The organism is Streptococcus oralis subsp. oralis, from assembly GCF_000960035.1.
GTDB classification, from domain to species: Bacteria; Bacillota; Bacilli; order Lactobacillales; family Streptococcaceae; genus Streptococcus; species Streptococcus oralis_G.
Genome location: NZ_JYGR01000005.1, coordinates 1,126,354 through 1,149,688 on the forward strand (window position 1 = coordinate 1,126,354; position 23,335 = coordinate 1,149,688).

Sequence of the window (23,335 nt, forward strand, 5' to 3'; positions counted from 1 at the left end):
ATAAAATGAGCTATTCTCCTGAAGTATGTTCTATAAGTTTATAGTTTAATGCAAAGTGTAGCGATATAATCATTTCCATAAGGTGATAATCGATGTCTTTTATCACATGATTCATAAAAATCGATCATAGCGAGACCGTTTTTTAGTTGTCCTCTAATCTGTGTTTCTAAGGTATGGCTAAATTCATATCCATATTCTGGATTGATGGTGATTTTGCCTTCCTCTTCAAGCTCTCTTGAATTAAAAGGTAGTGAAAACTTTAACAGTAATTCCTCATCGGGTTTATCCCATACAGTGTCAGCATCATACATGTAGATCCAGGGATTCATAAATCCAACCATTAACAAACCGCCCTTTTTCAATACGCGAGAGGCTTCTTTATACATGTTATCTAAATCTTCTATATATACATTTGAAACCGGATTAAAAATAATATCAAAAGTTTCATCTTCAAATGGAAATGCTTTTGTCATATCGCTTTGAACCGTATTGATTTTTAGGCCTTCTCTTTTTGCAACCATCTCATCTCTTTCTAATTGTGATTTAGAAAAATCCATGATGGTGACATCATAACCTTTTGCAGCAAAAACGGGACCCTGCTGACCACCACCACAAGCTAACCCTAATATCTTTTTTCCCTTGGCTTTTTCAAACCATTCTATCGGAACTTTTTTCCCAACAGTTAAAGCAACAGAAATTGGATGCTTTCTAGCTTCTTCCAATTCTTCATGTGTCAATGGCTCAGTATAGTCGTTTTTTACATTATTCCATCTATCTTCATTTAATTTTATATAATTATTCATCTTACAATCTCCTCGCAATTTTATATGATTTCGATTTAAGCTGGATGTGTTGCCACACTTCTCTCACCTCTAGAAATTCTAATTTGTCAATTTTTCGTCCATCTCATTATATCATTTTCCCACATTTTCTCATTTACTCAAGCTAAATATCAATTAAATGGATGATAGAATTGCTCTCTCCTTAACTTCTTATGCAAGGTAGTTATTTTCTCCTAGTTTCTCACGATTACCTCCTTTGGCTCAAATTTTTCAATAAAAAAAGAATTAAGCAAAACAGTTTTCACTCAAGTAGTGATTCAGTGTTTTTCTTAATTCTATAGTTCCAAACTAGGATTGTTTTGTTTTGAAATGATAATAGGCTCCCAACATTCCTGCTGTATTTTGGTGATGGGCAAATTCTAATCGTGTTTTTTCAGCTAAGCTTAGTACCAAGGCGGCCTTCAAGGCTGCGCGAATTTTCGGTTTGAGGATAGCTTCTTGCCCCATGATACCGCCACCGAGAATGACCACTTCTGGATTGGCAACGTAGCAAATATTTGCCAGACCTTTTCCTAAATAGTCTACCATGCGGTCAATCCCAGCCATACAAATCTTGTTTCCTTCAGTAGCTTCCTTGAAAATGCGTCGGCCATTCCACTGATCAACTGAATCTCCATGAGCTGTTGCTACATATTCTACCAAGGCCGTCGTAGAAGCAAGATCCTGAAAAGCTCCATCCTGCATGTGCATGTAACCGACTTCGCAGGCTGAGTTGCTAAATCCATGGAAGACTTTCCCATCCATAATCAAGCAACCACCGATACCTGTTCCAATGGTCAAGCAAAGTGTGACACTCGCTCCCTTACCTGAACCAGATACTGCCTCAGCAAGACCTGCACAGTTGACATCATTTTCAATTTCGCAAGGAATCGAAAAGCTCGTCTCGATTTCCTTCTTGAACTGGGTTCCTGCATAGTTGGGAATCTGAGGACCAGCATAGAAAATCTCACCCTTATCAGGATCCACCATCCCTGCAGAAGAAATGGCAACACCTGCTACTGGGCCTTTTTCTAAATAGCTGGCTACGATATCTTTTGTCTTTTGTAAGATATGAGGTCCACCCTTATGCGCCTCAGTTGGCATTTCATGCGATTCAACAAGTTGGCCTTCTTGGTCAATCAAGCCATATTTAATGTTGGTTCCACCGATATCAATTGCAACGTAGTGTGTCATAAATACCTCCTTATGGATTAGAGGAAGCGCTCCTTGGTTTCACGAATCAATTGTGCTGCTGCTTCTACAACTGGGCGATCTTCTTCAGTCACTGGTGTCAATGGTGAACGAACTGATCCAATGTTAAGTCCTTCATTGATCTTCAAGACTTCCTTAATCACACCGTACATATTTCCATGTGCAGAAGTGAGTTTGCCAATGATTGCGTTGATAGCGTATTGCAATTCACGCGCTGTTTCCAAGTCTTTCTCAGCAATCAACTCATTGAGTTTCAAGAAGAGTTCTGGCATCGCACCATAAGTACCACCGATACCAGCTTTAGCACCCATGAGGCGACCACCTAGGAACTGTTCATCTGGACCATTGAATACGATGTGGTCTTCTCCACCAAGGCTGACAAAGGTTTGGATATCTTGAACTGGCATAGAAGAGTTCTTAACACCGATAACACGAGGATTCTTCAACATTTCAGTGTAGAGACTTGGAGTCAAAGCAACACCTGCCAATTGAGGAATGTTATAAATCACGTAGTCTGTGTTTGGTGCTGCAGCACTAATGTCATTCCAGTATTTGGCAACTGAGTATTCTGGCAAACGGAAGTAAATCGGTGGAATCGTTGCAATGGCATCTACACCCAAGCTTTCTGCGTGGCGAGCAAGTTCCATACTGTCTTTGGTATTGTTGCAAGCTACGTGAGCGATGATAGTCAATTTGCCCTTGGCAACTGCCATGACTTCTTCCAAAATCAACTTGCGATCTGCCACACTTTGGTAGATACATTCACCAGAAGAACCATTTACATAGAGACCTTGAACTCCCTTATCAATGAAGTATTGAACCAAGGCGCGCGTACGTTCTGGACTGACTTCTCCTTGATCATCATAACATGCGTAGAAGGCTGGAATGACACCTTCGTATTTTTTCAAATCTGACATAGATTTTCTCCTAAGATTTCTTTTTTTCTGCTGAGAGCAGTTCTATTTTTTACAAGTTTAGTATACACCTTGTGAAAATCGCTTTCAATATCTTGTATACACTTAGATTTTAGTTTCTACTTGTATTTTAGAAACTGTAACGATTGAAAGTAGTTTCAGAAAGAACTCATCCTACTGGTATTTTGCGAAAATTTTCTCCATCAATCCTACTTGGAGAAAGACCAGCAAACCAAAACCAAAGAGGATAAAGACCGATCCACCCAAAAGGAGAGTGAAGGCGGATAGATAAAGAACCATCACAATGAGAAAGAGAATGGCTAACATGAGGAAGAACCATGGAAAGTTAAAACTTGCCAAGATAAGCCCTTTTTGCAGCACTTCTTTCCAAGACAAATCATAGCGCGCAGCGATGGGATAACTAGCCAGCATCACCAGAGTGAGGAAGATGAGAATCCCCAAACAAATAGCTTTCACAATCTGGAAAGGCAAAGCAGTCTGGCCCCAGAAAAGATAGAGGTCTAAAAGACTCAGCAAAACAATGCCCAACTCTAGCAAACCTAACTGGAAACCCAGTTTCAGATTTTGCTTGAAGGCTCTTAGATAGGTTCTGAAAACTGGAACTCGTCTGCTTCTCTTAATCTCAAACATAGTCTCATAGAGGCTGATTTTCGCCACTCCAATCGTCACAATGGGCAAACAAGAGACGACAAAAAGAAGATTGACTGTGACGATATCCAAGACCTTCTCACTGAAACGCATGAGAAAATTATCTGTATCAAATGCTGCCTTGATAAGGCTTACTCCTTTTTGTGCCATATTTGCTCCTCCTGATTCTTTTAATCAATCAAAATTTTAAAGAGATATTTGCGAACCTTCTCTTCCATACCTGCATAGCCATTTGGCTGGTGAGGTTCTCCTGGGAAGAAAATCGCAAAATTGTGATAGCCCAACAAGAGTGGGTAGCGTTCATGACAATGAACAAAGCCAATGTCACTCGCTTCGTCGAATGCTACCGCTTCGTCTTTGATACGTGAACCGTAGCTCGAATATTCATGTCCTTCTACCAGCAAATGCAAGTCTGCATAGTTCTTATGATGCTCAAATTGATCATTTTCAGCTTGATTGAGGACATTTTCCTGCACAACTAGAAAGACCTTGTCCCCGTCAATCTCATACTTACCGAGTTCGAAAGAATCCTTACGGTGCTGATAGAGATAGTCGATAGCCTTATCTAGATTGGGATGGATCCCCTTGTAAAAGGCGATGTTTTTCAAATCGTCAAAAATCATACTGTTTCCTTCGTTTCTGATAGTTACTAGTTTTCAGTTCCGAATTATCCTTCCTCTATTTCCCTGTAATAGTGCGGACGGAAGCAAATTCCTTCGGAATTTCATTCCTAATTTTTGAGCCTTTCACTCCTTCATCGTCAGTCTCAAAAATTCCGTCTAAGATAAGCGTAAGATGCTTATCTTAGATACCACTAAAGCGGAAAATAGCCACCATAAAACGAACCTACTCTAACTAGTATCATGAAAAGAGTTTATTCTTAAGTTTATAAGTGTCTGACAAAACTTCACGAAGTAACTGCATACTCTCCATTTTGTAGACACTTATAACTCTATATTCTCTTATACTTAATGAAAATCGAAGAAGAAACTAGAAGCTAACCGCAGGCAATACTTAAGTATGGCATGGTAACGCAGACGTAGTTTAAACTCGATTTTCGCAAGGTCTTATCCTTTAACAGCTCCCATAGTAATACCCTGAGTGAAGGATTTTTGGAAGACAAGGAAGACGGTGACGATTGGCACGGCTGCAAGAGCTGCACCTGCCATGATCAAACCATAGTTGGTTGCCATTTCGGCCTGCATGGTCGCAACCCCGAGTGAGATGGTCAAGTTTTGACGTGAAGTCAACATAACCAACTGCATAAAGTAGTCGTTCCAAGTATTGATGAAGGTAAAGATCGCAAGGGCTGCAAATCCTGGTTTCACGATAGGGAAGGCTACGCTCCAGAAGGTACGGATCTCACCACAACCGTCGATTTTAGCTGATTCAAGCAATTCTGTAGGGATGTTTTCACTGAATTGTTTCATAAGGAAGACCCCAAATGGCCATCCGATCAAAGGCAAAATCACTGCCCAAAGTGTATCGTGAATTCCCATGAAGTTGACGATACGTACCAATGGTACAAGAACAACTTGTTTTGGAAGAGCCATGGCAGCGATAAAGACTGCAAAGAGAATGCGTTGACCATAGAAACGTTTCTTAGCCAAGACATAACCTGCTAGAGAAGAGGTTGCGCAGACTAGGAACATGGTTACCAGTGAGATAAATACAGAGTTCCACATCCACTGCATAGCAGGGTTTTGCACCATGAGTTGTTGGAAGTTTTCCATGGTTGGCATTTTAGGGAACCACTGTGGCGGAATCATAATGGTATCAGGCTGTGATTTGAAGGCCCCTGTCAAGATCCAGTAGAATGGAAAGATGAACAGCACGGTCAACAAGAGCAAGATAATCGTTGAAATAACAGTGAAAGCTGTTAAAGGTTTCTTTTGTGTAGGTTGCATAACTGTCTCCTTTCTTTAGTATTCTACGTCGTTTCCGAGGATCTTGAATTGAGCAAAGCTGACAATGGCAATCATCACTGCCAAGAAGACACCGATGGTATTTGCATAGCCGTATTCTGTCAATTGGAAGGCTTTTTCGTAAAGGTAGTACATCAAGGTACTTGTTGAATAGTTTGGACCACCAGAAGTCAAGAGCTGAATCAAGGCGAAACATTGGAATGAGTTGATGGTTGTGATGATCGCGATGTAAAGAGTTGTTGGAAGAAGGCTAGGCCATTTGATCTTCCAGAAGACTTGAAACTCAGTCGCACCGTCTACACGCGCTGCTTCAACAAGTGAGTTGTCAATATTCCCCATAGCAGCGATATAAAGGATAATCGGTTGACCAACAGATGTTGTCAAAAGGATGATCATAATCGCTAGCAAAGCCCAGTTTTTGTCACCCAGCCAAGAAATGTTTTGGCTGATGATGTGGCTTGACTTAAGGACAAAGTTAAGAATTCCTGATAGTGGGTCATAGATCCATTTCCATACAACCGTTACGGCAACACTACCTGTAACTACAGGAAGGAAGAAGACGAAACGATAGAAAGAACGGGCAATGGCATTTTGATGATAGGTTTGAGATGCTACAAAGAGCGAGAAGAGAACCACAATCGGAACAGATCCAATAACCAGGATAACGGTATTGATCAAAGACTTCACAAAGACAGGGTCTTTAAACATGCGAATGTAGTTGTCCAAGCCCACAAACTCAAATTTAGTCATGGAGTAGTTAAAGAAACTTGTAATGAATCCCATAATCATAGGAGCCAAGACAAAGATGACAAAGAAGAATAACACTGGTGCTAGGAAAGCGTAGGAAATCACTGTTTCCCGCATACGAATTTTATTGACTTTCACAGTCGGCACCTCTCTTTCAAATAGAATAGTTTTTGATTTTCTTGAACTGTTTTAAAACCAAAATGAAATTTTTTAAGATTCGCTTATGTAAGAACTTCATTTTAATTTCGTGACAGTTCCTACCATTTCAAACAAAAGTCCCCCTTTTCTTACACCATAGTGCACAGGGAAAAGGGGGGAATCAATCTGACTTAGTGCTTATTGTTTTGTAGCTTTTTTGATTGTTTCGTTAGCTTTTTCAGTGAAGGCTTTCAAAGCATCCGCTGGTTTTTCGTCACCATTTGATACAGATTGCAACATTGGGAACCAAAGTGTTCTCATTTCAGCAAATCCATCGATAGTGTTGTAGTATGGTGAGTAGTATTTAGTCCAGCCACTGATTGTTTCCATACGTTTGTCTTCATAAAGTTTGCCAAATGAAGTACGAACTGGGAAGGCACCTGTACGAACTACGTCTTTAGGACCCCATTCTTTGTCATCTGCGATGAATTGAACGAATTTCTTAGCAGCTGCGACTTTCTTATCGTCTTTGTTATTAAATACTGCAAATCCGTTTACAAGGTATTCAAGAGATGGTTTACCAGAGTCTGATGGGAATGGTACTTCTACCACATCTACCTTACTTGCTTCCAAGAGCTTCGCTTGGATACCGTTCTGAGCTGGTGCCCAAAGGATTGTGTATGAAGTTTGACCGTTGGCAAAGTTTTGGATGTCTGCCCCACCGTCAAATTGTGAACCATTGTTCAACAAACCATCTTTGATCCAGCTAGCCGCTTTTTCAAGACCTTTGACGAATTTAGGATCATCAGTTGTATATTTAGTTACGTCTTTGTCTGTTACAGAACCACCGTAAAGGTTTGCAATGAAGGCACGTGTTCCTTGGTCTCCCCCTTGACCAGCACTGAACAATGAACCTGGTGTATAGCCTTTATCTTTAAGCGCTTTCAAAACTTTTTCAAAGTCATCAGTTGTCCAACCTTCTTTTACAAGGTTTGCAACTCCAGCATCTTCCAACATTTTCTTGTTCATAGCCATGTAGAATGGTGCTGAACTGATTGGATACATGTAGGCTTTGTCTCCAGCCTTACTTGCTTGTACGATGTTTTCGTTGTTCACATCTTTGACGAATTCGTCTGTGAAAAGGTCGTTCAACTCAGCCAATTTACCATTTTTACCGTATTGGATGATACGTCCTGGTGCGTCAAAGAGTACGTCTGGCGCTGTTCCCGCTTCGATAGCTGTTGTGATCTTTTCTGGACCTGACTTGAAGTCGATGGTTTCCAATTTCACTTTTACATCTGGATTTGCTTTTTCAAAAGCTTCGATGATTGATTTTTCATAAGTTCCAACACCGTCACCAGTTTTTTCTTGTGTGAAGACTGGGAATGCCCACCAAGTGATTTCTGTTTTTCCGCTATCGCTACTAGAATTTGCAGCATCTTTACTTCCGCCAGAGTTACCACAAGCCGCAAGACCAAGAATCGCAGCACCTGCAAGTACTGTACAAGCTAGTTTTCTAAATTTCATTTGTATTCTCCTAATTGATAAGCGTATCCATATTGGATAATGAGCAAGTTTATATTTGTATACGTTTTCATTTTGTCCGACGCATCAACCACTCTCCTCTGTTTTGAGATTGTGTTATTTAAGACCGGCAACAAAGCGCTCCGTAATCTCTTTTGGTCTAGTAATCGCTCCACCGACAACGATGCCTCGCACCCCATATTCAAGGATTTGTTTGGCTTGTTCTGGTGTATGAATTTTCCCTTCAGCGATGACATCCACTCCTGCTTCACAAAGCTTTTTGATCAGTTCAAAGTCTGGACCATCTACTTTTGGACTATAAGAAGTGTAGCCTGATAAGGTTGTTCCCACAAAATCAATCCCTGCTTCGACTGCTGCTAGCCCTTCTTCAAAAGTGCTAGTATCAGCCATTAAGAGTTGATCTGGATACTTTTCTTTGACTTGTCGGATGAAGTCCTGAATTTCCAAACCGTCGTAACGTTCACGTTTGGTACAATCCAGAGCAATAACCTCAATGTCTAGTTCAGCCAACTCATCAACTTCTTTCATAGTCGCTGTAATGAATGGCTCCTGTGGCGGATAGTCACGTTTGATGATCCCGATAATCGGGAGTTTCGTAACCTCCTTGATCTCCTTGATATCACGAACACTGTTTGCTCGGATACCGACTGCTCCACCTTGCTCAGCCGCTTTGACTAGCAAGGGGATAACCCCTCCCGCTTCTGTATAAAGCGGTTCGTGAGGAAGTGCCTGGCAAGAGACAATGATTCCATCTTTGATCTGTTCAATCAAGGCTTCTTTGCTGATCTGTGGCATCCTCTTTCCTCCCTTTCTTTCTTCTATGGGATTATTATATATCATTTGTTAAGCGCTTTCAATAGATTGTGATAGAATAGATTTCAGTTTCAAAACTATTTTATAGAACAGACTATCCTGAAAGTAGTTTCAGACTTCTTATGATTTTGACTTTTTTGTAAAACGATTTAAGTGTTTTATATTTCCTTACAAAAATTATCCCAATTACAAATAGGTTACTCACTATTTTTAAATCAGATTTAATAAAAATTAAAAAAAGATTTTATATTATTTCCAATAATCTAATATAAAAAGAGAGCTACTGCCCTCTCTCATTCATTATCTTACGTACTTAAAAGGAATCTCACTGCCACAGAGCCAGTTATAAACTTGGTCATTGACAAAAACATTCATGGCTTCGTGAGCATACTCAGGCATGATGCGATAGGTCTTATCACATGTCAGACGGTTGTATATCGCAAACTGGGTAATGGGATAGCAAACATCGTCGTCCAAGCCCGTAATCATCTTGACCTCACCTTGAATACGATGGGCAAGATTTTTCACATCGATATAGGCAAGGGTCGCCATGATTTCCTCCTCTGTTTCATGGAAGGGATCGTGGAACTTGAAATAACGGAAAAGTTCGTCATAGGCTTCACTGGTATTGCCAATCTCAAGCACTCGTCTAAAGTCTGACAAGAAGGGATAGATGGCAACTGTTTTCTGAATCCGAGGATTGAGCGCTGCTGCAACCAAAGCTAAAGCCCCTCCTTGTGAGGCGCCATAACTAGAAAGTCGCTTCTCATCAATCTCAGGTAGACTAGCAACAATTTCAATCAACTGGTAAATATCCAAATAAACATCCTTATAAAAGAGCTGGTCTCGACCTTCAACAGCACCACGGATGATGTGTCCCTTAACGGTATTTCCCAAAGGAGAGCGCAAGCCATCTTGCGAATAACCTGACTGGCCTCGGACATCCATAGAAACAACACCGTAACCAGCCACAGTATAGGCTAGCATGTCAGCCCAATCCCAACCACGTCCCATGTACCCATGGAAATGGAAGATTAGCGGAACCTTCTCCTCAGTCTTTGGAAGGACGATTCGTGCATAGACCTTGCCTTCATCGGTTCCTTCAAAGGTAAGTTCATAACACTTGACTTGAGGAATATGGAAATCTCTTTCTTCCAACTGGTAGGCTGGAAGCGTTGATACTTTTTTCACTTCCTCATCCCAGAAAGCATCAAAATCTTCTGGAACTTCATCCCGTCCTAGATAGGTCTTGATTTCTTCTAACAAAGCTGGATTTTTCATAGTATGCTCCTTTTGTTTTGTAATCGCTATCATAACTCTAGCATATCTAGGAAAGCAATGCAAGAAAGAACGGTAAACAGAAAGTGAATTTAGATTCTCTTTCCTCAAACCTATCGCCTGAAAGTAGTTTTAAAAATAAAAAGAGCGTTTCCGCTCTTTGTTTATCAATAGGTGCTAGCTCCTTTCTCTAGTTTGACGGTTTGGAATTTTTTTTGGTAGGTTACTTTAATAGTCATGTGAGAGTCCTCGTTTCTTTTTGATGACTCTAGTATAAGACCCAAACCTAAAAGCTAGCTTAAGTTTTCCTTAGAGAAAGCTTATACTCAATGAAAATCAAAGAGCAAACTAGGAAACTAGCCGCAGGTTGCTCAAAGCACTGCTTTGAGGTTGTAGATAAGACTGACGAAGTCAGTTACATATATAATCCAAGGCGACGTTGACGTGGTTTGAATTTGATTTTCGAAGAGTATTAATCTAGATGTTCTCTCTTTTCTAGATGGAGAGCAATCATGCGCCATTCTGGATCCTCTTTCCAATCTTTTATCGAACTAATGTAGCTGGCAACCTTTCTGGCTTCTTCTAAAATCGGAAAATCTTCGATAATATCAGCCACTTGAAACTCTGGAAGTCCTGACTGTCTGGTTCCAAAAATCTCACCAGCACCACGCATTTTCAAATCTTCCTCCGCAAGGACAAATCCATTGGTCGTTTCTGTCATGATGCGCATGCGGTCCTTCCCAGACTCCGTCTTGGGATTAGCTACAAGAACAGCGTAGGATTGCTTGTCACCCCGACCCACACGGCCTCTGAGCTGGTGAAGTTGGCTGAGACCGAACCGATCGGCATCCATGATAATCATAACGGTCGCATTGGGAACATTAACCCCAACCTCGATAACCGTCGTCGAAACTAGAATATCCGTTTTTCGCTCTTTGAAATCCTGCATGATCTGGTCTTTTTCATCACTCTTCATCTTACCATGTAAAAGAGCCACTTCAGCCTTGCCGGCAAAATGAGCTGTCAACTCTTCTGATAAGGCAATGGCATTTTTCAAATCCAGAGCTTCAGATTCTTCAATCAAGGGAGAAATGACATAGGCTTGCGAACCTTTTTGAATTTCTCCCTCTAACCAAGTCAAGACCTGAGGCAGTTGCTCATGTTTGATCCAGCGCGTCACAATCGGCTTCCGCCCTGCTGGCATCTGGTCAATAATGGAAACATCCATATCCCCAAAGGCCGTGATAGCCAATGTTCGTGGAATGGGCGTAGCCGTCATCATGAGAACGTCAGGATTGTCGCCTTTTTCTCTCAGAATACGCCTTTGGCCCACACCAAAACGGTGCTGCTCATCAATGATAATCAAGCCAAGACGAGCATAATCAACCCCATCCTGTATCAGAGCGTGGGTTCCGATAATAAAGTCGACCTCACCCTTGGCAATGGTCTCCAAGACTTCTCTTTTTTCTGTAGCTTTCAAGAATCCTGTCAAGAGAGCCAGTTTCAAGTCTGGAAAAAGGTTCTGTAAACTCTCAAAGTGTTGCTCTGCTAGGATTTCTGTCGGTACCATGAGAGCAGCCTGGTAGCCAGACGTCACCGCCGCAAACATGGCCAGGCCAGCAACCACCGTTTTTCCGCTCCCTACATCCCCTTGTAGGAGACGATTCATGTGGTGGTCCGACTTCATGTCGGCCAATATTTCCCGCAAACTCTTTTCCTGAGCTTGGGTCAGGGAAAAAGGCAGACTTTCTTTAACGACTGTCACTTTTTCCTGGGACCAATTCAGAACCAGACCGCTTCCCTGAACTCTATTTTCAGACTTGAGCGTCTGCAACTGCATCTGAAAATAAAAGAGTTCCTCAAACTTGATCCTGCGAAGGGCCTGCTTGTATTCTGCCAAATCCTTAGGAAAATGCATAGCACGGACAGCCTGGCAACGGGACATGAGTTTGTATTTATCCAGTAAAGACTGGGGAAGATTTTCCTCAATCAAAAGGTCCAACCCCTGATCAAAGGCTGTCTTAATGACCTTGACCAGACTGGCTTGACTGATTCCCTGAGCCAGACGATAGACAGGCTGGAGGTCATCTTCCACCTGAGCCAGAACCTTCATCCCAGTCAGACTAGCCTTAGCACGGTCCCATTTTCCAAAGACGGCAAGGGTTGCTCCCAGCGCTATCTTATCAGCTAGATAAGGCTGGTTAAAGAAATTAACCGCAAAAACGACTTCTCCCTGCTTGAGGCTAAAACGCAGGCGATTGCGCTTGAAACCATAATACTGAACACTAGCTGGAGTCACTACCTGACCAGATAGAACAGCCTTTTCGCCATCTTCCAGCTCCAGCACCTGCTTGGTTTTGAAATCTTCATAACGGAAAGGAAAGTAGAGCAAGAGGTCTTGCAAGTTTTCAATTCCTAGTTTGGCGTATTTCTCTGCTGACTTTGGTCCCACACCAGGCAAGACATGCAAGGGTTGGTGTAGATTCATGCTCTACTCCTTTCTTTTTAATAATATTCTCTCGGAATGCGGTCACTGAGGAGACAAACCACCTCATAGTTAATGGTTCCGCGGTAGGTCGCTACCTGAGTTGCTGTGATTTCCTTGTCCCCGTTTGAGCCAATCAAAGTTACTTTTGTTCCCAGCGGATAAAGCTTAGGCAGACGAATGGTGATTTGGTCCATAGATACTCGTCCGACGATTGGGCAAGCTTGACCATCTACCAAGACAGAGAAATTCTGCATGTCTCGTGTCCAACCATCCGCATAGCCGATTGGCACCGTCGCGATGACTTGCTCGCTATCCGCCTGATAAGTCGCTCCATAGCCCATGCAAGCTCCAGCTGGAACTGTCTTGACATGGACCAAGGCAGACTCCAAGGTCAAGGCTGGTGTCAAATCATAGGGCAAGTCCAAGACCTCTCCACTTGGATTGAGACCATACATGGCGTCTCCCATACGGACTGCATTGAAAATAGTCTCTGCATGCCAGAGGGTCGTTGCCGAGTTGCTGGCATGAACCAGTTCTGGAACTTCCTTCATACTTGCCAAAATAGCTTTAAAGCATTCTAACTGCTGATTAAAGTAGGTATCTGATTCCTCATCTGCAGTAGCAAAGTGGGTAAAAATCCCCTCAACACGAGCACCGTGTTGTTGGAGCAAGGCTTGAGCCTGCTCTGCCTCACTGGAATCTCGGAAACCAATCCGTCCCATCCCTGAGTCAATCTTGAGGTGAACTGTTAAACCAGATAAATCTGTCTCCCTAGCTAAGAGCGCTTGAATCCACTCCAGTCCAGCCACTGTCAAGGTGATGTCGTATTCTTTAGCAAGAGAAACAGCTTCTAGCTCAGAAACTCCTAAGATGAGAATTTTCTTGCTGAGTCCAGCCTGACGAAGTTCGATGGCTTCATCAATATTGGAAACACAAAATCCATCAACATCGTCCTGAATCGCCATCGCAACGGCAACAGCCCCATGACCATAGGCATTGGCCTTGACCACTGCCCACTTGAGCGTTCCTTCAGAGATATGAGCCCCCATTTGCTGAATATTTTGTCGAATAGCTCCCAGATATATCAGAGCCTTGGTTGGTCTATGTGGACTAGCTTTCATGATTTTCCTCCAAAATGACACTGGCTGTCACAAACTGATCTGTGTGGCTGATCGATAGCCAAATTTTTCCTGAAAATGGCGCCTGATTAAAATAGGGAGCCCCGCGTTCATTGTTCAAAACTTCCAAATCCTGAAAGGTCAGTTTGCCAATTCCTGTCCCCATAGCCTTGGAAAAGGCCTCCTTAGCCGACCAGCGGCCTGCCAAGTATTCGATCTGCCTGCGTCCTTTGAGACTAGCAAAACGCTCCATTTCTTTAGGGGTCAGCACGCGCTTAGCAAAGCCCTCACGTCGTGTAACTGCGTTTTCTATCGAAGCCAATTCTTCGATGTCAATTCCGTGTCCAACTATCATACTCATAAAAGGAGCTGAGATTCCCCCAACTCCATCCTTTTCACTTATTTTGTTAAGGTAGTATAAATTTCTTCTACCAAGGCTACTGTATTTTCCCAACCTAGACAAGGGTCAGTTATGGAGCAACCAAAGACCTCTGGTTGATTTTGGCGACCGTCTGCTAGGTAAGATTCGATCATAAAGCCTCGAACCGTCTTTTTAATCTTTTCATTCCAGTCACGATTCAGCAAGGCTTGACGAACAATGCGAATTTGTTCCATATACTGCTTGCCAGAATTGTCATGATTGGTATCGATGATAATGAAGGGATTTTCAAGTCCCATAGTCTCGTAGCGATTGATGGCATTTAAGAGTGTTTCATAGTAGAAATTGGGTTCATTTTTACCATATTCGTTCATGGCGCCACGAAGGATAACGTGGGCCAAGGGATTTCCTGAAGTTTCCACTTCTTGACTGTGGTAAAGGAAGGTTTGCTTGTTTTGAGCCGCATAGATGGCATTAAACATGACCCCAAGATTTCCAGATGTTGGATTTTTCATCCCAACCGGAGCATCAATCCCAGAGGCTACAAAGCGGTGTTCCTGGTCTTCCACTGAACGAGCTCCTACAGCATGGTAGCTGACCAGGTCATCAACCAAAACGAGATTTGACGGATAAAGCATCTCATCAGCTGTCGTCAAGCCCGTCTCCGTAATCACACGGTAGTGCAGCTGACGAACAGCCTGCAAGCCATTGATGAGACTAGGCGCTTCGCTGGTATTTGGTTGATGAATCATGCCCTTATAGCCATCTCCATTAGTACGAGGTTTAGCCGTATAGACACGCATCACGATAAAAATTTTATCCGCAACTTTTTTCTGCAAGTCGGCTAAGCGACGAGCATATTCAAGCACTGCTTCTTCATTGTCAGAAGAGCAAGGTCCCATCACCAAAAGGATTCGGTCGTCCTCACCCGAGATAATGGCTGCCAACTCTCTATCGCGGGCTTCTTTCTTTCGCAAGGCTTCAGGTGACAACTGGGTCGCAGCCTTGATTGCTTCAATATCAATTTCTTGACCTTTTTCGATAAATGCCATCTTACTCTCCTAGCGTTTGGTATATTTCGCGAACAAGTGCTTCTGTGTTGTCCCATCCGAGACACGGATCTGTAATGGACTTACCAAAAACTTCTGGCTCATTTTGACGTCCATCTTCTAGATAGGACTCAATCATAAAACCACGAACGTATTTTTTGATCTTCTCATTCCAGTCACGGTTAATCAAGGTCTGACGAACGATACGGATTTGATCCATGTATTGCTTGCCTGAATTGTCATGATTGGTATCGATGATGATAAAGGGATTTTCCAAGCCCATCTTTTCATACTGATCAATGGTATCCATCAAATTGTCATAGTAGTAGTTAGGAATATTTTTCCCGTATTCATTCAAGGCACCACGAAGAATGGCGTGGGACAATGGATTCCCTGTTGTTTCCACCTCTTTACCGAGGAAAAGGAAACTCTGTTTATTTTGTGCTGCGTAAATCCCGTTAAACATGACATTGAGATTTCCAGATGTGGGATTTTTAAATCCTGTTGAAAAGTCTGCTCCACTCGCTACAAAACGGTGCTGTTGATCCTCTACAGAACGAGCTCCAACAGCCATATAAGAAATCAAATCATCCACCAGTGGAAGATTTTCAGGATAAAGCATCTCATCCGCTGTTGTCATACCCGTCTCAGTAATCACGCGGTAGTGTAGCTGACGAACAGCCTTGATCCCATTGATCAAGCTAGGAGCTTCTGTCGCATTTGGTTGATGAATCAAGCCCTTATAGCCATCTCCATTGGTACGAGGTTTAGCTGTATAGACACGCATGACCATAAAAATACGGTCTTTGACCTCTTCTTGCAAAGCAGATAGACGCTTGGCATACTCGAGAACCGCCTCTTCGTTATCAGATGAACATGGTCCAATCACCAAGAGAATACGCTGGTCTTCCCCACGGATGATGGCTTCCAATTCCTGATCACGTTGATTTTTTCTCGCAAGAGCGGCTCCCTCTAATTTAGACAAGGCGCGAACTTCTTCAATGTTAATTTTAGGACTTTTAGCTTTAAATACCATGATTCATCTCCTTATAAAGCAAACGGACACCAAGCAAAAAATGATTTTTACCAGGTATCCGCCTGTATCTTATCTCATATTATTGTCTCTTACCATGACAGTTCTTGAATTTCTTACCTGATCCACATGGGCATTGGTCGTTCCGTCCGATTTGGCTCAAGTCCAAATCTTCTGGAAGGCTTGCCTGCTGCGCTGCGATATTACGAGTCGCAGTTGTACTGATATTGTGTTCAGTTTGCGGACGTTCTTGTTCATGGATTTGTGCTTTCATCATCAAGCGGGTCACATCGAATTCAATCGATCCAATCATGTCGTTAAACATGCGGAAACCTTCTGCTTGATATTCTACAACAGGGTTGTTTTGGGCATATCCACGAAGACCAACAGCATTTCGTAACTGGTCAAGAGCATCGATATGGTCTGTCCACTTGTTGTCTACAACACGTAGAATCAAGACTTTTTGGAATTCTTTCACTGCATCTTCGTCACGAAGCTTAGCAACTTGGCTGTCATAGACTTTCAAGGCACGTTGGAAAAGTTCATCTTTGATAGCTTGGTCCGACAAACCTGCAAGGTCTGAACGGCTAATTGAATCTTCTGGAAGCAAGTTATACTTAGCAAAGTTCAAGATTGCTTCCAATTTTTCATCTTCTTTCGAACGAGCATGTGCATCCACGATACGTCCAATGGTACGACGAATCATAGCATGGATTTCTGGTGCCAAGTCACGATCTGCAGTAATGACATCATAACGTTGTGCATAGATAATCTCACGTTGTTCACGCATAACATCATCGTATTGAAGGACTTGTTTACGAGTATCGTAGTTGTTTCCTTCGACACGTTTTTGAGCTGCTTCAACCTGACGCGTTAACATGCGAGATTCGATGGCTTCGTCAGACATGTTGAGACGTTCAAAGACACCTTTCAAACGTTCTGAACCGAAACGTTTCATCAAATCATCTTCAAGAGACAAGTAGAATTGTGACTCACCTGGGTCTCCTTGACGCCCTGAACGTCCACGAAGCTGGTTATCAATACGGCGACTTTCGTGGCGTTCTGTACCAATGACGCAAAGTCCACCAAGTTCACGAACCCCTTCACCAAGCTTGATGTCGGTACCACGACCGGCCATGTTGGTTGCGATGGTAACTGCGCCACGTTGACCAGCGTTCATGATGATTTGCGCTTCTCTGTAGTGGTTCTTCGCATTCAAGACCTCGTGAGGAACACCTGCTGCTACCAATTTCTTAGAAAGGAAGTCACTCGTTTCAACGGCAACTGTACCTACCAAGACCGGCTGACCTTTTTGGTAACGAGCTTTTACATCTTCAACTACAGCCTTAAATTTCGCATCAAGACTTGCATAGAGAAGGTCTGAGTGGTCGATACGTTGAATTGGACGGTTAGTTGGGATTGGGATAACACGAATGTTGTAAATTTCGCGGAATTCTTCTTCTTCTGTTTTACCAGTACCTGTCATACCTGCCAATTTCTTATACATACGGAAGAGGTTTTGGTAGGTAATAGAAGCTGAAGTCTTAGTCTCATCTTGGATTGGCACACCTTCTTTTGCTTCAATCGCTTGGTGCAAACCATCAGAGTAACGACGACCTTCCATGGTACGACCTGTAAATTGGTCGACAATCAAGATTTCCTGCTCTTCACTAACCACATAGTCGATATCGAGAATCATGATATAGTTGGCACGGAGGGCATTGTCGATAAAGTGAGTAAGAGCTACATTTTCAATGTCGTAGAGATTTTCTAGTTTGAAGTAGCTTTCAGCCTTGTCAATACCAGAGTCTGACAAACCGATCGTCTTAGACTGAATGTCAATGATATAGTCGTCCTTGTCCAAGGATTTCACGAAGTGGTCCGCCATATGGTAGAGTTGGCTTGTTTCAACTGCGTTGGCACCTGAAACAATCAATGGTGTACGAGCTTCGTCGATCAAAATTGAGTCAACCTCATCGACCAAGGCATAATTGAGTGGACGTTGCACCATGTTTTCTGCACGAACGACCATGTTATCACGAAGGTAGTCGAAACCAATCTCTGAGTTGGTTGAGTAGGTAATATCGCAAAGGTAAGCCTCTTTTTTCTCCATTGGAGATTTAGCTGCCAAGTTGATCCCTACTGACAGACCGAGCCATGAGTACAATTCACCCATTTCAGTCGCGTCACGTTCTGTTAGGTATTCGTTGACTGTAACTACGTGAACCCCTTTACCTGCAAGGGCATTGAGGTACACTGGCATAGTCGCTGTCAAGGTCTTCCCTTCACCGGTACGCATCTCTGGAACGTCACCATGGTGAAGAACAATCCCACCCATGACCTGAACCTTATAAGGGAAAAGCCCAAGGACACGTTTTGCAGCTTCACGAACTACCGCAAAAGCCTCATAGAGCAATGAATCAAGTGATTCACCCTTGTTGTATCGTTCTTTAAATTCGTCAGTTTTCGCTTTTAGTTCTTCGTCTGACATTGCAGCCATTTGGCTCTCATAGTTAAGAACCTTATCAGCCATCTTTTCCAGACGACGAAGTTCTCCTTTATCATTTTCAATAATCGTTTTTAAAATATTAGCCATGATTTTCCTTACTTTTTATTCTGAATATTTTAGAATGTTCTTTTAATTTTAGCATATTTACCATTATTTTTCAAGAAAGAATCCTTAATTTACAACGGAAAAGGCCAGCCAAAATTCAGCTTTTTTTGTATAAATCTTCTGTGGCTACCTTTTTGTTTTTTGTTCGAGATGCATGCTTGATGATCCAAGCACAACTTGGACTCAGCTCCTCCTTTTGCCAAGTTTGAAGAATCCTTTCAAACTTATCAGGGTCTTCCTTGTACAAATCATTTAGATTATTGGCTACACTTTTTTGAATAGACTTATCTCTATCATCTTTTAGATTGGTCAAAATAGTGGTGAAATCCTCAAAATAATCCAATACGACGGTTTGTCTCTTAGCCCAAGGCAGACGGATACGCATACATTCGCTGGCAAGTCTGCGAACGCGCAAATTTTCATCCCGACTCCATTCTAACAGCAAAGTCATTGTAGCCTTAGGATAACGAGCCAGTAAGGGTCTCATAGAAAATTCTCCAGTAAATCGCTTGGTTAGTTCCTTACTAAAGGCCGCGCTCAATTCAAATTCCTTGTCCCCATATAGCTCTATATATTTCCCGATTGGCCAAAGCCAATATCCTTCTGAGAACATACCTAAACCACCCTCTAACTCGGGACCCAAAATTTTCTCAAAAACCTTGAGAGAGTCCTGATAAGATAGGGGAAGACATTCTTTGATACTTTTAGCCAAGAGTTCTTGACGCTGGCTAAACTCCAACTCTTCCAAGTCTTTTTCTAACAAGAGCCTAAACTTTTGTCGATCAAAAGCAGGGGACGCTTCTTGCAACCGTCGACTCAAATCCATAGCATAAGCCAAGTCATAATAATCCTTTACTTTTTTCGCCATTTTTAAATCCCTTAATCTTCTGTTTACGGAAGCTATTATATCATACAGATTGCCTGTCAACAAAATCATTTTCACTTCTCAAACTATTTTGTCAAGAAAGTAAAAAGGACTAGAAGCTCGTCTAGTCCACCAATTTTTAATGTTTAATTTCCCAAAAATGCTGGCAATAATCCAAAGTACAAAAACAGATTGATCCAGAAGGCCAAGCAAAAGATGATGCCAGAGAAGAAAAGACTGATTTTTTTAATCAGCACGGAGTATAGGATGGATAAAACTCCAAAAACCACAAAGAGTTTTTTCATAACGAAATAATATACTGAAACTCCTCCTATTTGCCAATCCCAAGGGAGGAAAAACATGAGGAACCAGAGAAGGCAAATCGTAAAGATATATCTCTTGTAGTGCGCTTCAAGAAAGGCTTTTGTTTTCTCCATAGCAAACCTCCATTTGAGTCACTGTCTCTTCCCTTTTATTATACCAAAAAAACCTGGAAAAAGCTTTCCAGGTTCGGTTTGAAATCACTAGTCATACTAGAGAAATTCCTTTATTCATAGGCTGATTCACTTTATTGACTTGATGAAGATGTTCCAAAATCGACCTTAGGAACTGTCTTGGCTTCTTCTGTTTCTTTAAAGGTTTCAGCTTCTTTAAAGTTCATCATATTCGCAAAAAGCACAGTTGGAAAACTTCTCAACTTTTGATTGTACTCGGCTGCGACTTTATTATAATCCTTGCGTGCTACAAAGATACGATTTTCACTGCCTGAAAGTTCGACCATTAGTTGCTCAACATTTTGATTGCTCTTGAGTTCTGGATAATTCTCCGTCAAGGAAATCAAGCGGGAAAGAGCAGAGCTCAATTCTCCCTGAGCCTTTTGGTTTTCTTCCGAAGTTACTGAGCTACTACCGATTTTAGCTCTAGCATCAGCAATCTTGGTAAAGACTTCGGTTTCATGATTCATTTGTCCTTTAACGGACTCCACCAAGTTACCAATCAAGTCCGAACGACGTTGGAGGGCCGTCGAGACATCGGCCTGAGCCTGCTCCACTTTAGTCTGTTCACCAACCAGACCATTATAGGTCGTCACTGCGGAACAACTTCCCAGAACTAGTAGTCCAAAAAAGATCGCCACTATTGAGAGAATTACTTTATTTTGTTTCATATCAAAACCTTAACACTTTCTTTTATCAACTTTTCTGAGAAAATACTCAGATTTTAAATCAATTTCCCAAACTTTGTTTTTATTTTTAATTAAGGAGTGAACTGTTGCAAAGGAATCACCTTACTGTATGGAGAAATCGGTTTGAGCAATATATGATCACTCACCAGTCATCAGACGAACCACCGCCATCAAAGCCACCGCCGTCCCAGCCTCCAGATGAGTCGGAGCCTGAGTCAGACCAAGAAGATCCTGAATCTGATGAGTCACTACCCCACCAGCCACCGCCAGAATCATCGCCATGTGAACCACCACCACGACCTCCAGATATAAATCCGATAATCATCACGATGAAGTAAATGAGAATTCCAAATCCGATAACTCCGTCACTCGAACTGCTTTTTCGATGACGTCGTGAAGAACTCCTCTCACCAGCATACCTTTCCAGTTCCCTTAAGCGACTAGAGTTGGTAGTATAGTCGTAACTACTTTTAGAACTTGAAGCAGTCGTACTCGATCCACTATAGAACATGTAGTTGAGATTATTGACTATTGAGAGAACACCCTTGTTATAATCACCATTTTTAAAGTAAGGACGTGCTGTTGTCAAGAACCTGTGAGTCTGATAGTCAGTGATCTTACTGGCCACATTATTACTGGTTTCAATCCGTGATTTTCTATCTTGGACTGCTACCACAATCAAGACACCGTGATTGTCTCCCGAGTAGCCAATCTTCCAAGCTCTAGCTGTTTCATTGGCTACAGTCTCGATTGTTTCTCCATCTAAGCTTTTCACAACGTAAACACCCATCTGGAATTTTTCTGATTTTTTACTATTGACATTATTCAATTCCCGAATCTGACTTATAGTCTCATCCGTTAAATAATGATCCGGGTCATAGATTCCGTACTCAGGTTTTTCAGGTGCTGTAAATGCTGACAAGAAGAGAAAGACCATCAGCAATCCAAGCAAGCGAACCAACAAACTATGTTTAAATAATCTGCTTCTTTTCATAATAACCTCCCTGATAAAGGAAAATTGATTTAAGGAATTATAGCATTTTGATTTTTACAAAAAAAGTGCATTTTCATTACAAATAGATTACAAAATCTAGGAAAATGATTGAAATTTGATGACAGATTCTCCTCCAATTTGATAGGTTCTTTTCTCCCCTTTTAGATAGAAAAAAGAAGACTATGAAGTCTTCTTTCAATTTATTTTTATAGGAAAACAAGCAAGACTTACTTGCGTTTTCTCGCGATCAAGTGAATCGGTGTTCCTTCAAAGACAAAGGCCTTGCGGATTTGATTTTCTAAGAAACGCAAGTAAGAGAAGTGCATAAGTTCTTCTTCATTGACAAAGATGACAAAGGTTGGTGGCTTGGTTGCCACTTGGGTAGCGTAGAAAATCTTGAGGCGTTTCCCTTTGTCTGTCGGTGTTGGGTTGATAGCAATAGCATCTATAATGACATCATTCAAGACTGCTGATGGGATACGAGTGTTTTGGCTCTCGCTGATTTGTTTGATCATATGAGGTAGCTTGTGGAGACGTTGCTTGGTCAAAGCAGAAACAAAGATAATCGGTGCGTAAGGCAGATATTGGAACTGCTCACGGATATCTTCTTCCCAGTTTTTCATGGTGTGGTTATCTTTTTCAAGAGTATCCCACTTATTGACTACAATAATCATCCCTTTACCAGCTTCGTGGGCAAATCCAGCGATACGCTTATCATACTCACGGATACCTTCTTCGGCATTGAGGACCATCAAGACTACATCTGAACGGTCAATAGCTCGCATGGCACGCATGACTGAGTATTTCTCTGTGTTTTCATAGACTTTACCAGACTTACGCATACCTGCCGTATCAATCATGGTAAACTCTTGACCATCTTCATCTGTAAAATGCGTGTCGATAGCGTCACGAGTTGTACCAGCTACGGGACTAGCAATCACACGATCTTCTCCCAAAATAGCATTGATCAAGCTAGATTTTCCGACATTTGGACGTCCAATTAAGCTGAATTTAATGACATCCGGATTTTCTTCTTCGACTTCATGTGGGAGATTTTCTACGATAGCATCCAGTACATCACCTGTCCCGATACCGTGTACAGACGAGATTGGTAGAGGTTCACCCAAACCAAGAGCGTAGAAATCATAAATATCATTTCGCATTTCTGGGTTGTCAACCTTGTTAACGGCAAGGATAACAGGTTTATGGGTTTTATATAGTTTACGTGCTACGTATTCGTCTGCATCCGTGATTCCTTCTTTACCGGAAACTACAAAGACGATCACGTCAGCCTCTTCCATGGCAATTTCTGCCTGGTGCTTGATTTGTTCCATAAAGGGAGCATCAACGTCATCAATCCCTCCTGTATCAATCATACTGAAAGAACGGTTGAGCCATTCACCAGTAGCATAGATACGGTCCCGTGTTACTCCTTCGACATCTTCTACGATTGAGATGCGTTCCCCTGCAATACGGTTAAACAGGGTTGATTTCCCAACATTGGGACGTCCTACGATGGCAACAGTTGGTAAGGCCATGTTTTCTCACTT

21 protein-coding genes are annotated in these 23,335 nt (G+C 42.1%); all 21 read right to left on the reverse strand.

Annotation, left to right across the window (positions count from 1 at the left end):
* Nucleotides 1–38 precede the first annotated feature (38 nt).
* Nucleotides 39–803: a class I SAM-dependent methyltransferase gene (locus TZ92_RS08720; protein ID WP_033630082.1), complete on the reverse strand. Its 765-nt coding sequence runs from the start codon at nucleotides 801–803 to the stop codon at nucleotides 39–41.
* 327 nt (nucleotides 804–1,130) lie between these two features.
* On the reverse strand, nucleotides 1,131–2,015 hold the full coding sequence (locus TZ92_RS08725) for an ROK family protein (RefSeq protein WP_033630083.1): 885 nt from the start codon (nucleotides 2,013–2,015) through the stop codon (nucleotides 1,131–1,133).
* Between the two features lie 17 nt (nucleotides 2,016–2,032).
* Complete coding sequence (locus tag TZ92_RS08730; RefSeq protein WP_033630084.1) at nucleotides 2,033–2,950, reverse strand: dihydrodipicolinate synthase family protein; 918 nt, start codon at nucleotides 2,948–2,950, stop codon at nucleotides 2,033–2,035.
* A 171-nt stretch (nucleotides 2,951–3,121) separates the two neighbouring features.
* Nucleotides 3,122–3,766 carry a YesL family protein gene (locus TZ92_RS08735; protein WP_033630085.1) on the reverse strand — a complete coding sequence of 215 codons (645 nt, stop codon included), beginning with the start codon at nucleotides 3,764–3,766 and terminating at the stop codon, nucleotides 3,122–3,124.
* Nucleotides 3,767–3,786: 20 nt separating this feature from the next.
* The gene (locus tag TZ92_RS08740; RefSeq protein ID WP_000575430.1) at nucleotides 3,787–4,239 is read right to left on the reverse strand and encodes a NanQ anomerase/TabA/YiaL family protein; all 453 of its coding nucleotides are present in this window, start codon (nucleotides 4,237–4,239) and stop codon (nucleotides 3,787–3,789) included.
* A 444-nt stretch (nucleotides 4,240–4,683) separates the two neighbouring features.
* The gene (locus tag TZ92_RS08745) at nucleotides 4,684–5,523 is read right to left on the reverse strand and encodes a carbohydrate ABC transporter permease (protein ID WP_001183243.1); all 840 of its coding nucleotides are present in this window, start codon (nucleotides 5,521–5,523) and stop codon (nucleotides 4,684–4,686) included.
* 15 nt (nucleotides 5,524–5,538) lie between these two features.
* The gene (locus TZ92_RS08750) at nucleotides 5,539–6,405 is read right to left on the reverse strand and encodes a carbohydrate ABC transporter permease (RefSeq protein WP_161801140.1); all 867 of its coding nucleotides are present in this window, start codon (nucleotides 6,403–6,405) and stop codon (nucleotides 5,539–5,541) included.
* Nucleotides 6,406–6,624: 219 nt separating this feature from the next.
* Nucleotides 6,625–7,953 carry an ABC transporter substrate-binding protein gene (locus tag TZ92_RS08755; protein WP_033630086.1) on the reverse strand — a complete coding sequence of 443 codons (1,329 nt, stop codon included), beginning with the start codon at nucleotides 7,951–7,953 and terminating at the stop codon, nucleotides 6,625–6,627.
* Nucleotides 7,954–8,067: 114 nt separating this feature from the next.
* Nucleotides 8,068–8,766, reverse strand: a complete 699-nt coding sequence (locus TZ92_RS08760; RefSeq protein WP_033630087.1) for an N-acetylmannosamine-6-phosphate 2-epimerase — start codon at nucleotides 8,764–8,766, stop codon at nucleotides 8,068–8,070.
* A gap of 318 nt (nucleotides 8,767–9,084) precedes the next feature.
* Nucleotides 9,085–10,065 carry an acetylxylan esterase gene (locus TZ92_RS08765; RefSeq protein WP_033630089.1) on the reverse strand — a complete coding sequence of 327 codons (981 nt, stop codon included), beginning with the start codon at nucleotides 10,063–10,065 and terminating at the stop codon, nucleotides 9,085–9,087.
* Between the two features lie 469 nt (nucleotides 10,066–10,534).
* Entirely contained in the window at nucleotides 10,535–12,550 is a 2,016-nt protein-coding gene (gene recG, locus TZ92_RS08775; protein ID WP_033630090.1) for an ATP-dependent DNA helicase RecG, read from the reverse strand.
* 17 nt (nucleotides 12,551–12,567) lie between these two features.
* The gene (gene alr / locus TZ92_RS08780; RefSeq protein ID WP_033630091.1) at nucleotides 12,568–13,671 is read right to left on the reverse strand and encodes an alanine racemase; all 1,104 of its coding nucleotides are present in this window, start codon (nucleotides 13,669–13,671) and stop codon (nucleotides 12,568–12,570) included.
* Entirely contained in the window at nucleotides 13,661–14,023 is a 363-nt protein-coding gene (gene acpS / locus TZ92_RS08785) for a holo-ACP synthase (protein ID WP_033630215.1), read from the reverse strand. Before acpS ends, alr begins: the two co-directional genes overlap by 11 nt.
* Before the next feature lie 44 nt (nucleotides 14,024–14,067).
* Nucleotides 14,068–15,099, reverse strand: a complete 1,032-nt coding sequence (locus tag TZ92_RS08790) for a 3-deoxy-7-phosphoheptulonate synthase (protein WP_033630092.1) — start codon at nucleotides 15,097–15,099, stop codon at nucleotides 14,068–14,070.
* A gap of 1 nt (nucleotide 15,100) precedes the next feature.
* Nucleotides 15,101–16,132, reverse strand: a complete 1,032-nt coding sequence (locus tag TZ92_RS08795; protein ID WP_000231307.1) for a 3-deoxy-7-phosphoheptulonate synthase — start codon at nucleotides 16,130–16,132, stop codon at nucleotides 15,101–15,103.
* Nucleotides 16,133–16,211: 79 nt separating this feature from the next.
* Entirely contained in the window at nucleotides 16,212–18,725 is a 2,514-nt protein-coding gene (gene secA / locus TZ92_RS08800) for a preprotein translocase subunit SecA (protein WP_033630093.1), read from the reverse strand.
* Nucleotides 18,726–18,840: 115 nt separating this feature from the next.
* Nucleotides 18,841–19,611, reverse strand: a complete 771-nt coding sequence (locus tag TZ92_RS08805; RefSeq protein ID WP_033630094.1) for a DNA alkylation repair protein — start codon at nucleotides 19,609–19,611, stop codon at nucleotides 18,841–18,843.
* A 143-nt stretch (nucleotides 19,612–19,754) separates the two neighbouring features.
* Nucleotides 19,755–20,045, reverse strand: a complete 291-nt coding sequence (locus TZ92_RS08810) for a hypothetical protein (protein ID WP_033630095.1) — start codon at nucleotides 20,043–20,045, stop codon at nucleotides 19,755–19,757.
* A 131-nt stretch (nucleotides 20,046–20,176) separates the two neighbouring features.
* On the reverse strand, nucleotides 20,177–20,773 hold the full coding sequence (locus TZ92_RS08815) for a LemA family protein (protein WP_000812473.1): 597 nt from the start codon (nucleotides 20,771–20,773) through the stop codon (nucleotides 20,177–20,179).
* Nucleotides 20,774–20,933: 160 nt separating this feature from the next.
* Nucleotides 20,934–21,785 carry a TPM domain-containing protein gene (locus TZ92_RS08820; protein WP_000830952.1) on the reverse strand — a complete coding sequence of 284 codons (852 nt, stop codon included), beginning with the start codon at nucleotides 21,783–21,785 and terminating at the stop codon, nucleotides 20,934–20,936.
* 227 nt (nucleotides 21,786–22,012) lie between these two features.
* Nucleotides 22,013–23,323, reverse strand: coding sequence for a ribosome biogenesis GTPase Der (der, locus tag TZ92_RS08825; RefSeq protein ID WP_033630096.1), 1,311 nt, complete (start codon nucleotides 23,321–23,323; stop codon nucleotides 22,013–22,015).
* Between the last annotated feature and the right edge of the window lie 12 nt (nucleotides 23,324–23,335).

Bases quoted from the DNA above. Each gene is read 5' to 3' on its own strand.
- TZ92_RS08720 (WP_033630082.1), bottom strand. From the start codon at position 803: ATGAATAATTATATAAAATTAAATGAAGATAGATGGAATAATGTAAAA.
- TZ92_RS08725 (WP_033630083.1), bottom strand. From the start codon at position 2,015: ATGACACACTACGTTGCAATTGATATCGGTGGAACCAACATTAAATAT.
- TZ92_RS08730 (WP_033630084.1), bottom strand. From the start codon at position 2,950: ATGTCAGATTTGAAAAAATACGAAGGTGTCATTCCAGCCTTCTACGCA.
- TZ92_RS08735 (WP_033630085.1), bottom strand. From the start codon at position 3,766: ATGGCACAAAAAGGAGTAAGCCTTATCAAGGCAGCATTTGATACAGAT.
- TZ92_RS08740 (WP_000575430.1), bottom strand. From the start codon at position 4,239: ATGATTTTTGACGATTTGAAAAACATCGCCTTTTACAAGGGGATCCAT.
- TZ92_RS08745 (WP_001183243.1), bottom strand. From the start codon at position 5,523: ATGCAACCTACACAAAAGAAACCTTTAACAGCTTTCACTGTTATTTCA.
- TZ92_RS08750 (WP_161801140.1), bottom strand. From the start codon at position 6,405: ATGCGGGAAACAGTGATTTCCTACGCTTTCCTAGCACCAGTGTTATTC.
- TZ92_RS08755 (WP_033630086.1), bottom strand. From the start codon at position 7,953: ATGAAATTTAGAAAACTAGCTTGTACAGTACTTGCAGGTGCTGCGATT.
- TZ92_RS08760 (WP_033630087.1), bottom strand. From the start codon at position 8,766: ATGCCACAGATCAGCAAAGAAGCCTTGATTGAACAGATCAAAGATGGA.
- TZ92_RS08765 (WP_033630089.1), bottom strand. From the start codon at position 10,065: ATGAAAAATCCAGCTTTGTTAGAAGAAATCAAGACCTATCTAGGACGG.
- recG (WP_033630090.1), bottom strand. From the start codon at position 12,550: ATGAATCTACACCAACCCTTGCATGTCTTGCCTGGTGTGGGACCAAAG.
- alr (WP_033630091.1), bottom strand. From the start codon at position 13,671: ATGAAAGCTAGTCCACATAGACCAACCAAGGCTCTGATATATCTGGGA.
- acpS (WP_033630215.1), bottom strand. From the start codon at position 14,023: ATGATAGTTGGACACGGAATTGACATCGAAGAATTGGCTTCGATAGAA.
- TZ92_RS08790 (WP_033630092.1), bottom strand. From the start codon at position 15,099: ATGGCATTTATCGAAAAAGGTCAAGAAATTGATATTGAAGCAATCAAG.
- TZ92_RS08795 (WP_000231307.1), bottom strand. From the start codon at position 16,132: ATGGTATTTAAAGCTAAAAGTCCTAAAATTAACATTGAAGAAGTTCGC.
- secA (WP_033630093.1), bottom strand. From the start codon at position 18,725: ATGGCTAATATTTTAAAAACGATTATTGAAAATGATAAAGGAGAACTT.
- TZ92_RS08805 (WP_033630094.1), bottom strand. From the start codon at position 19,611: ATGGCGAAAAAAGTAAAGGATTATTATGACTTGGCTTATGCTATGGAT.
- TZ92_RS08810 (WP_033630095.1), bottom strand. From the start codon at position 20,045: ATGGAGAAAACAAAAGCCTTTCTTGAAGCGCACTACAAGAGATATATC.
- TZ92_RS08815 (WP_000812473.1), bottom strand. From the start codon at position 20,773: ATGAAACAAAATAAAGTAATTCTCTCAATAGTGGCGATCTTTTTTGGA.
- TZ92_RS08820 (WP_000830952.1), bottom strand. From the start codon at position 21,785: ATGAAAAGAAGCAGATTATTTAAACATAGTTTGTTGGTTCGCTTGCTT.
- der (WP_033630096.1), bottom strand. From the start codon at position 23,323: ATGGCCTTACCAACTGTTGCCATCGTAGGACGTCCCAATGTTGGGAAA.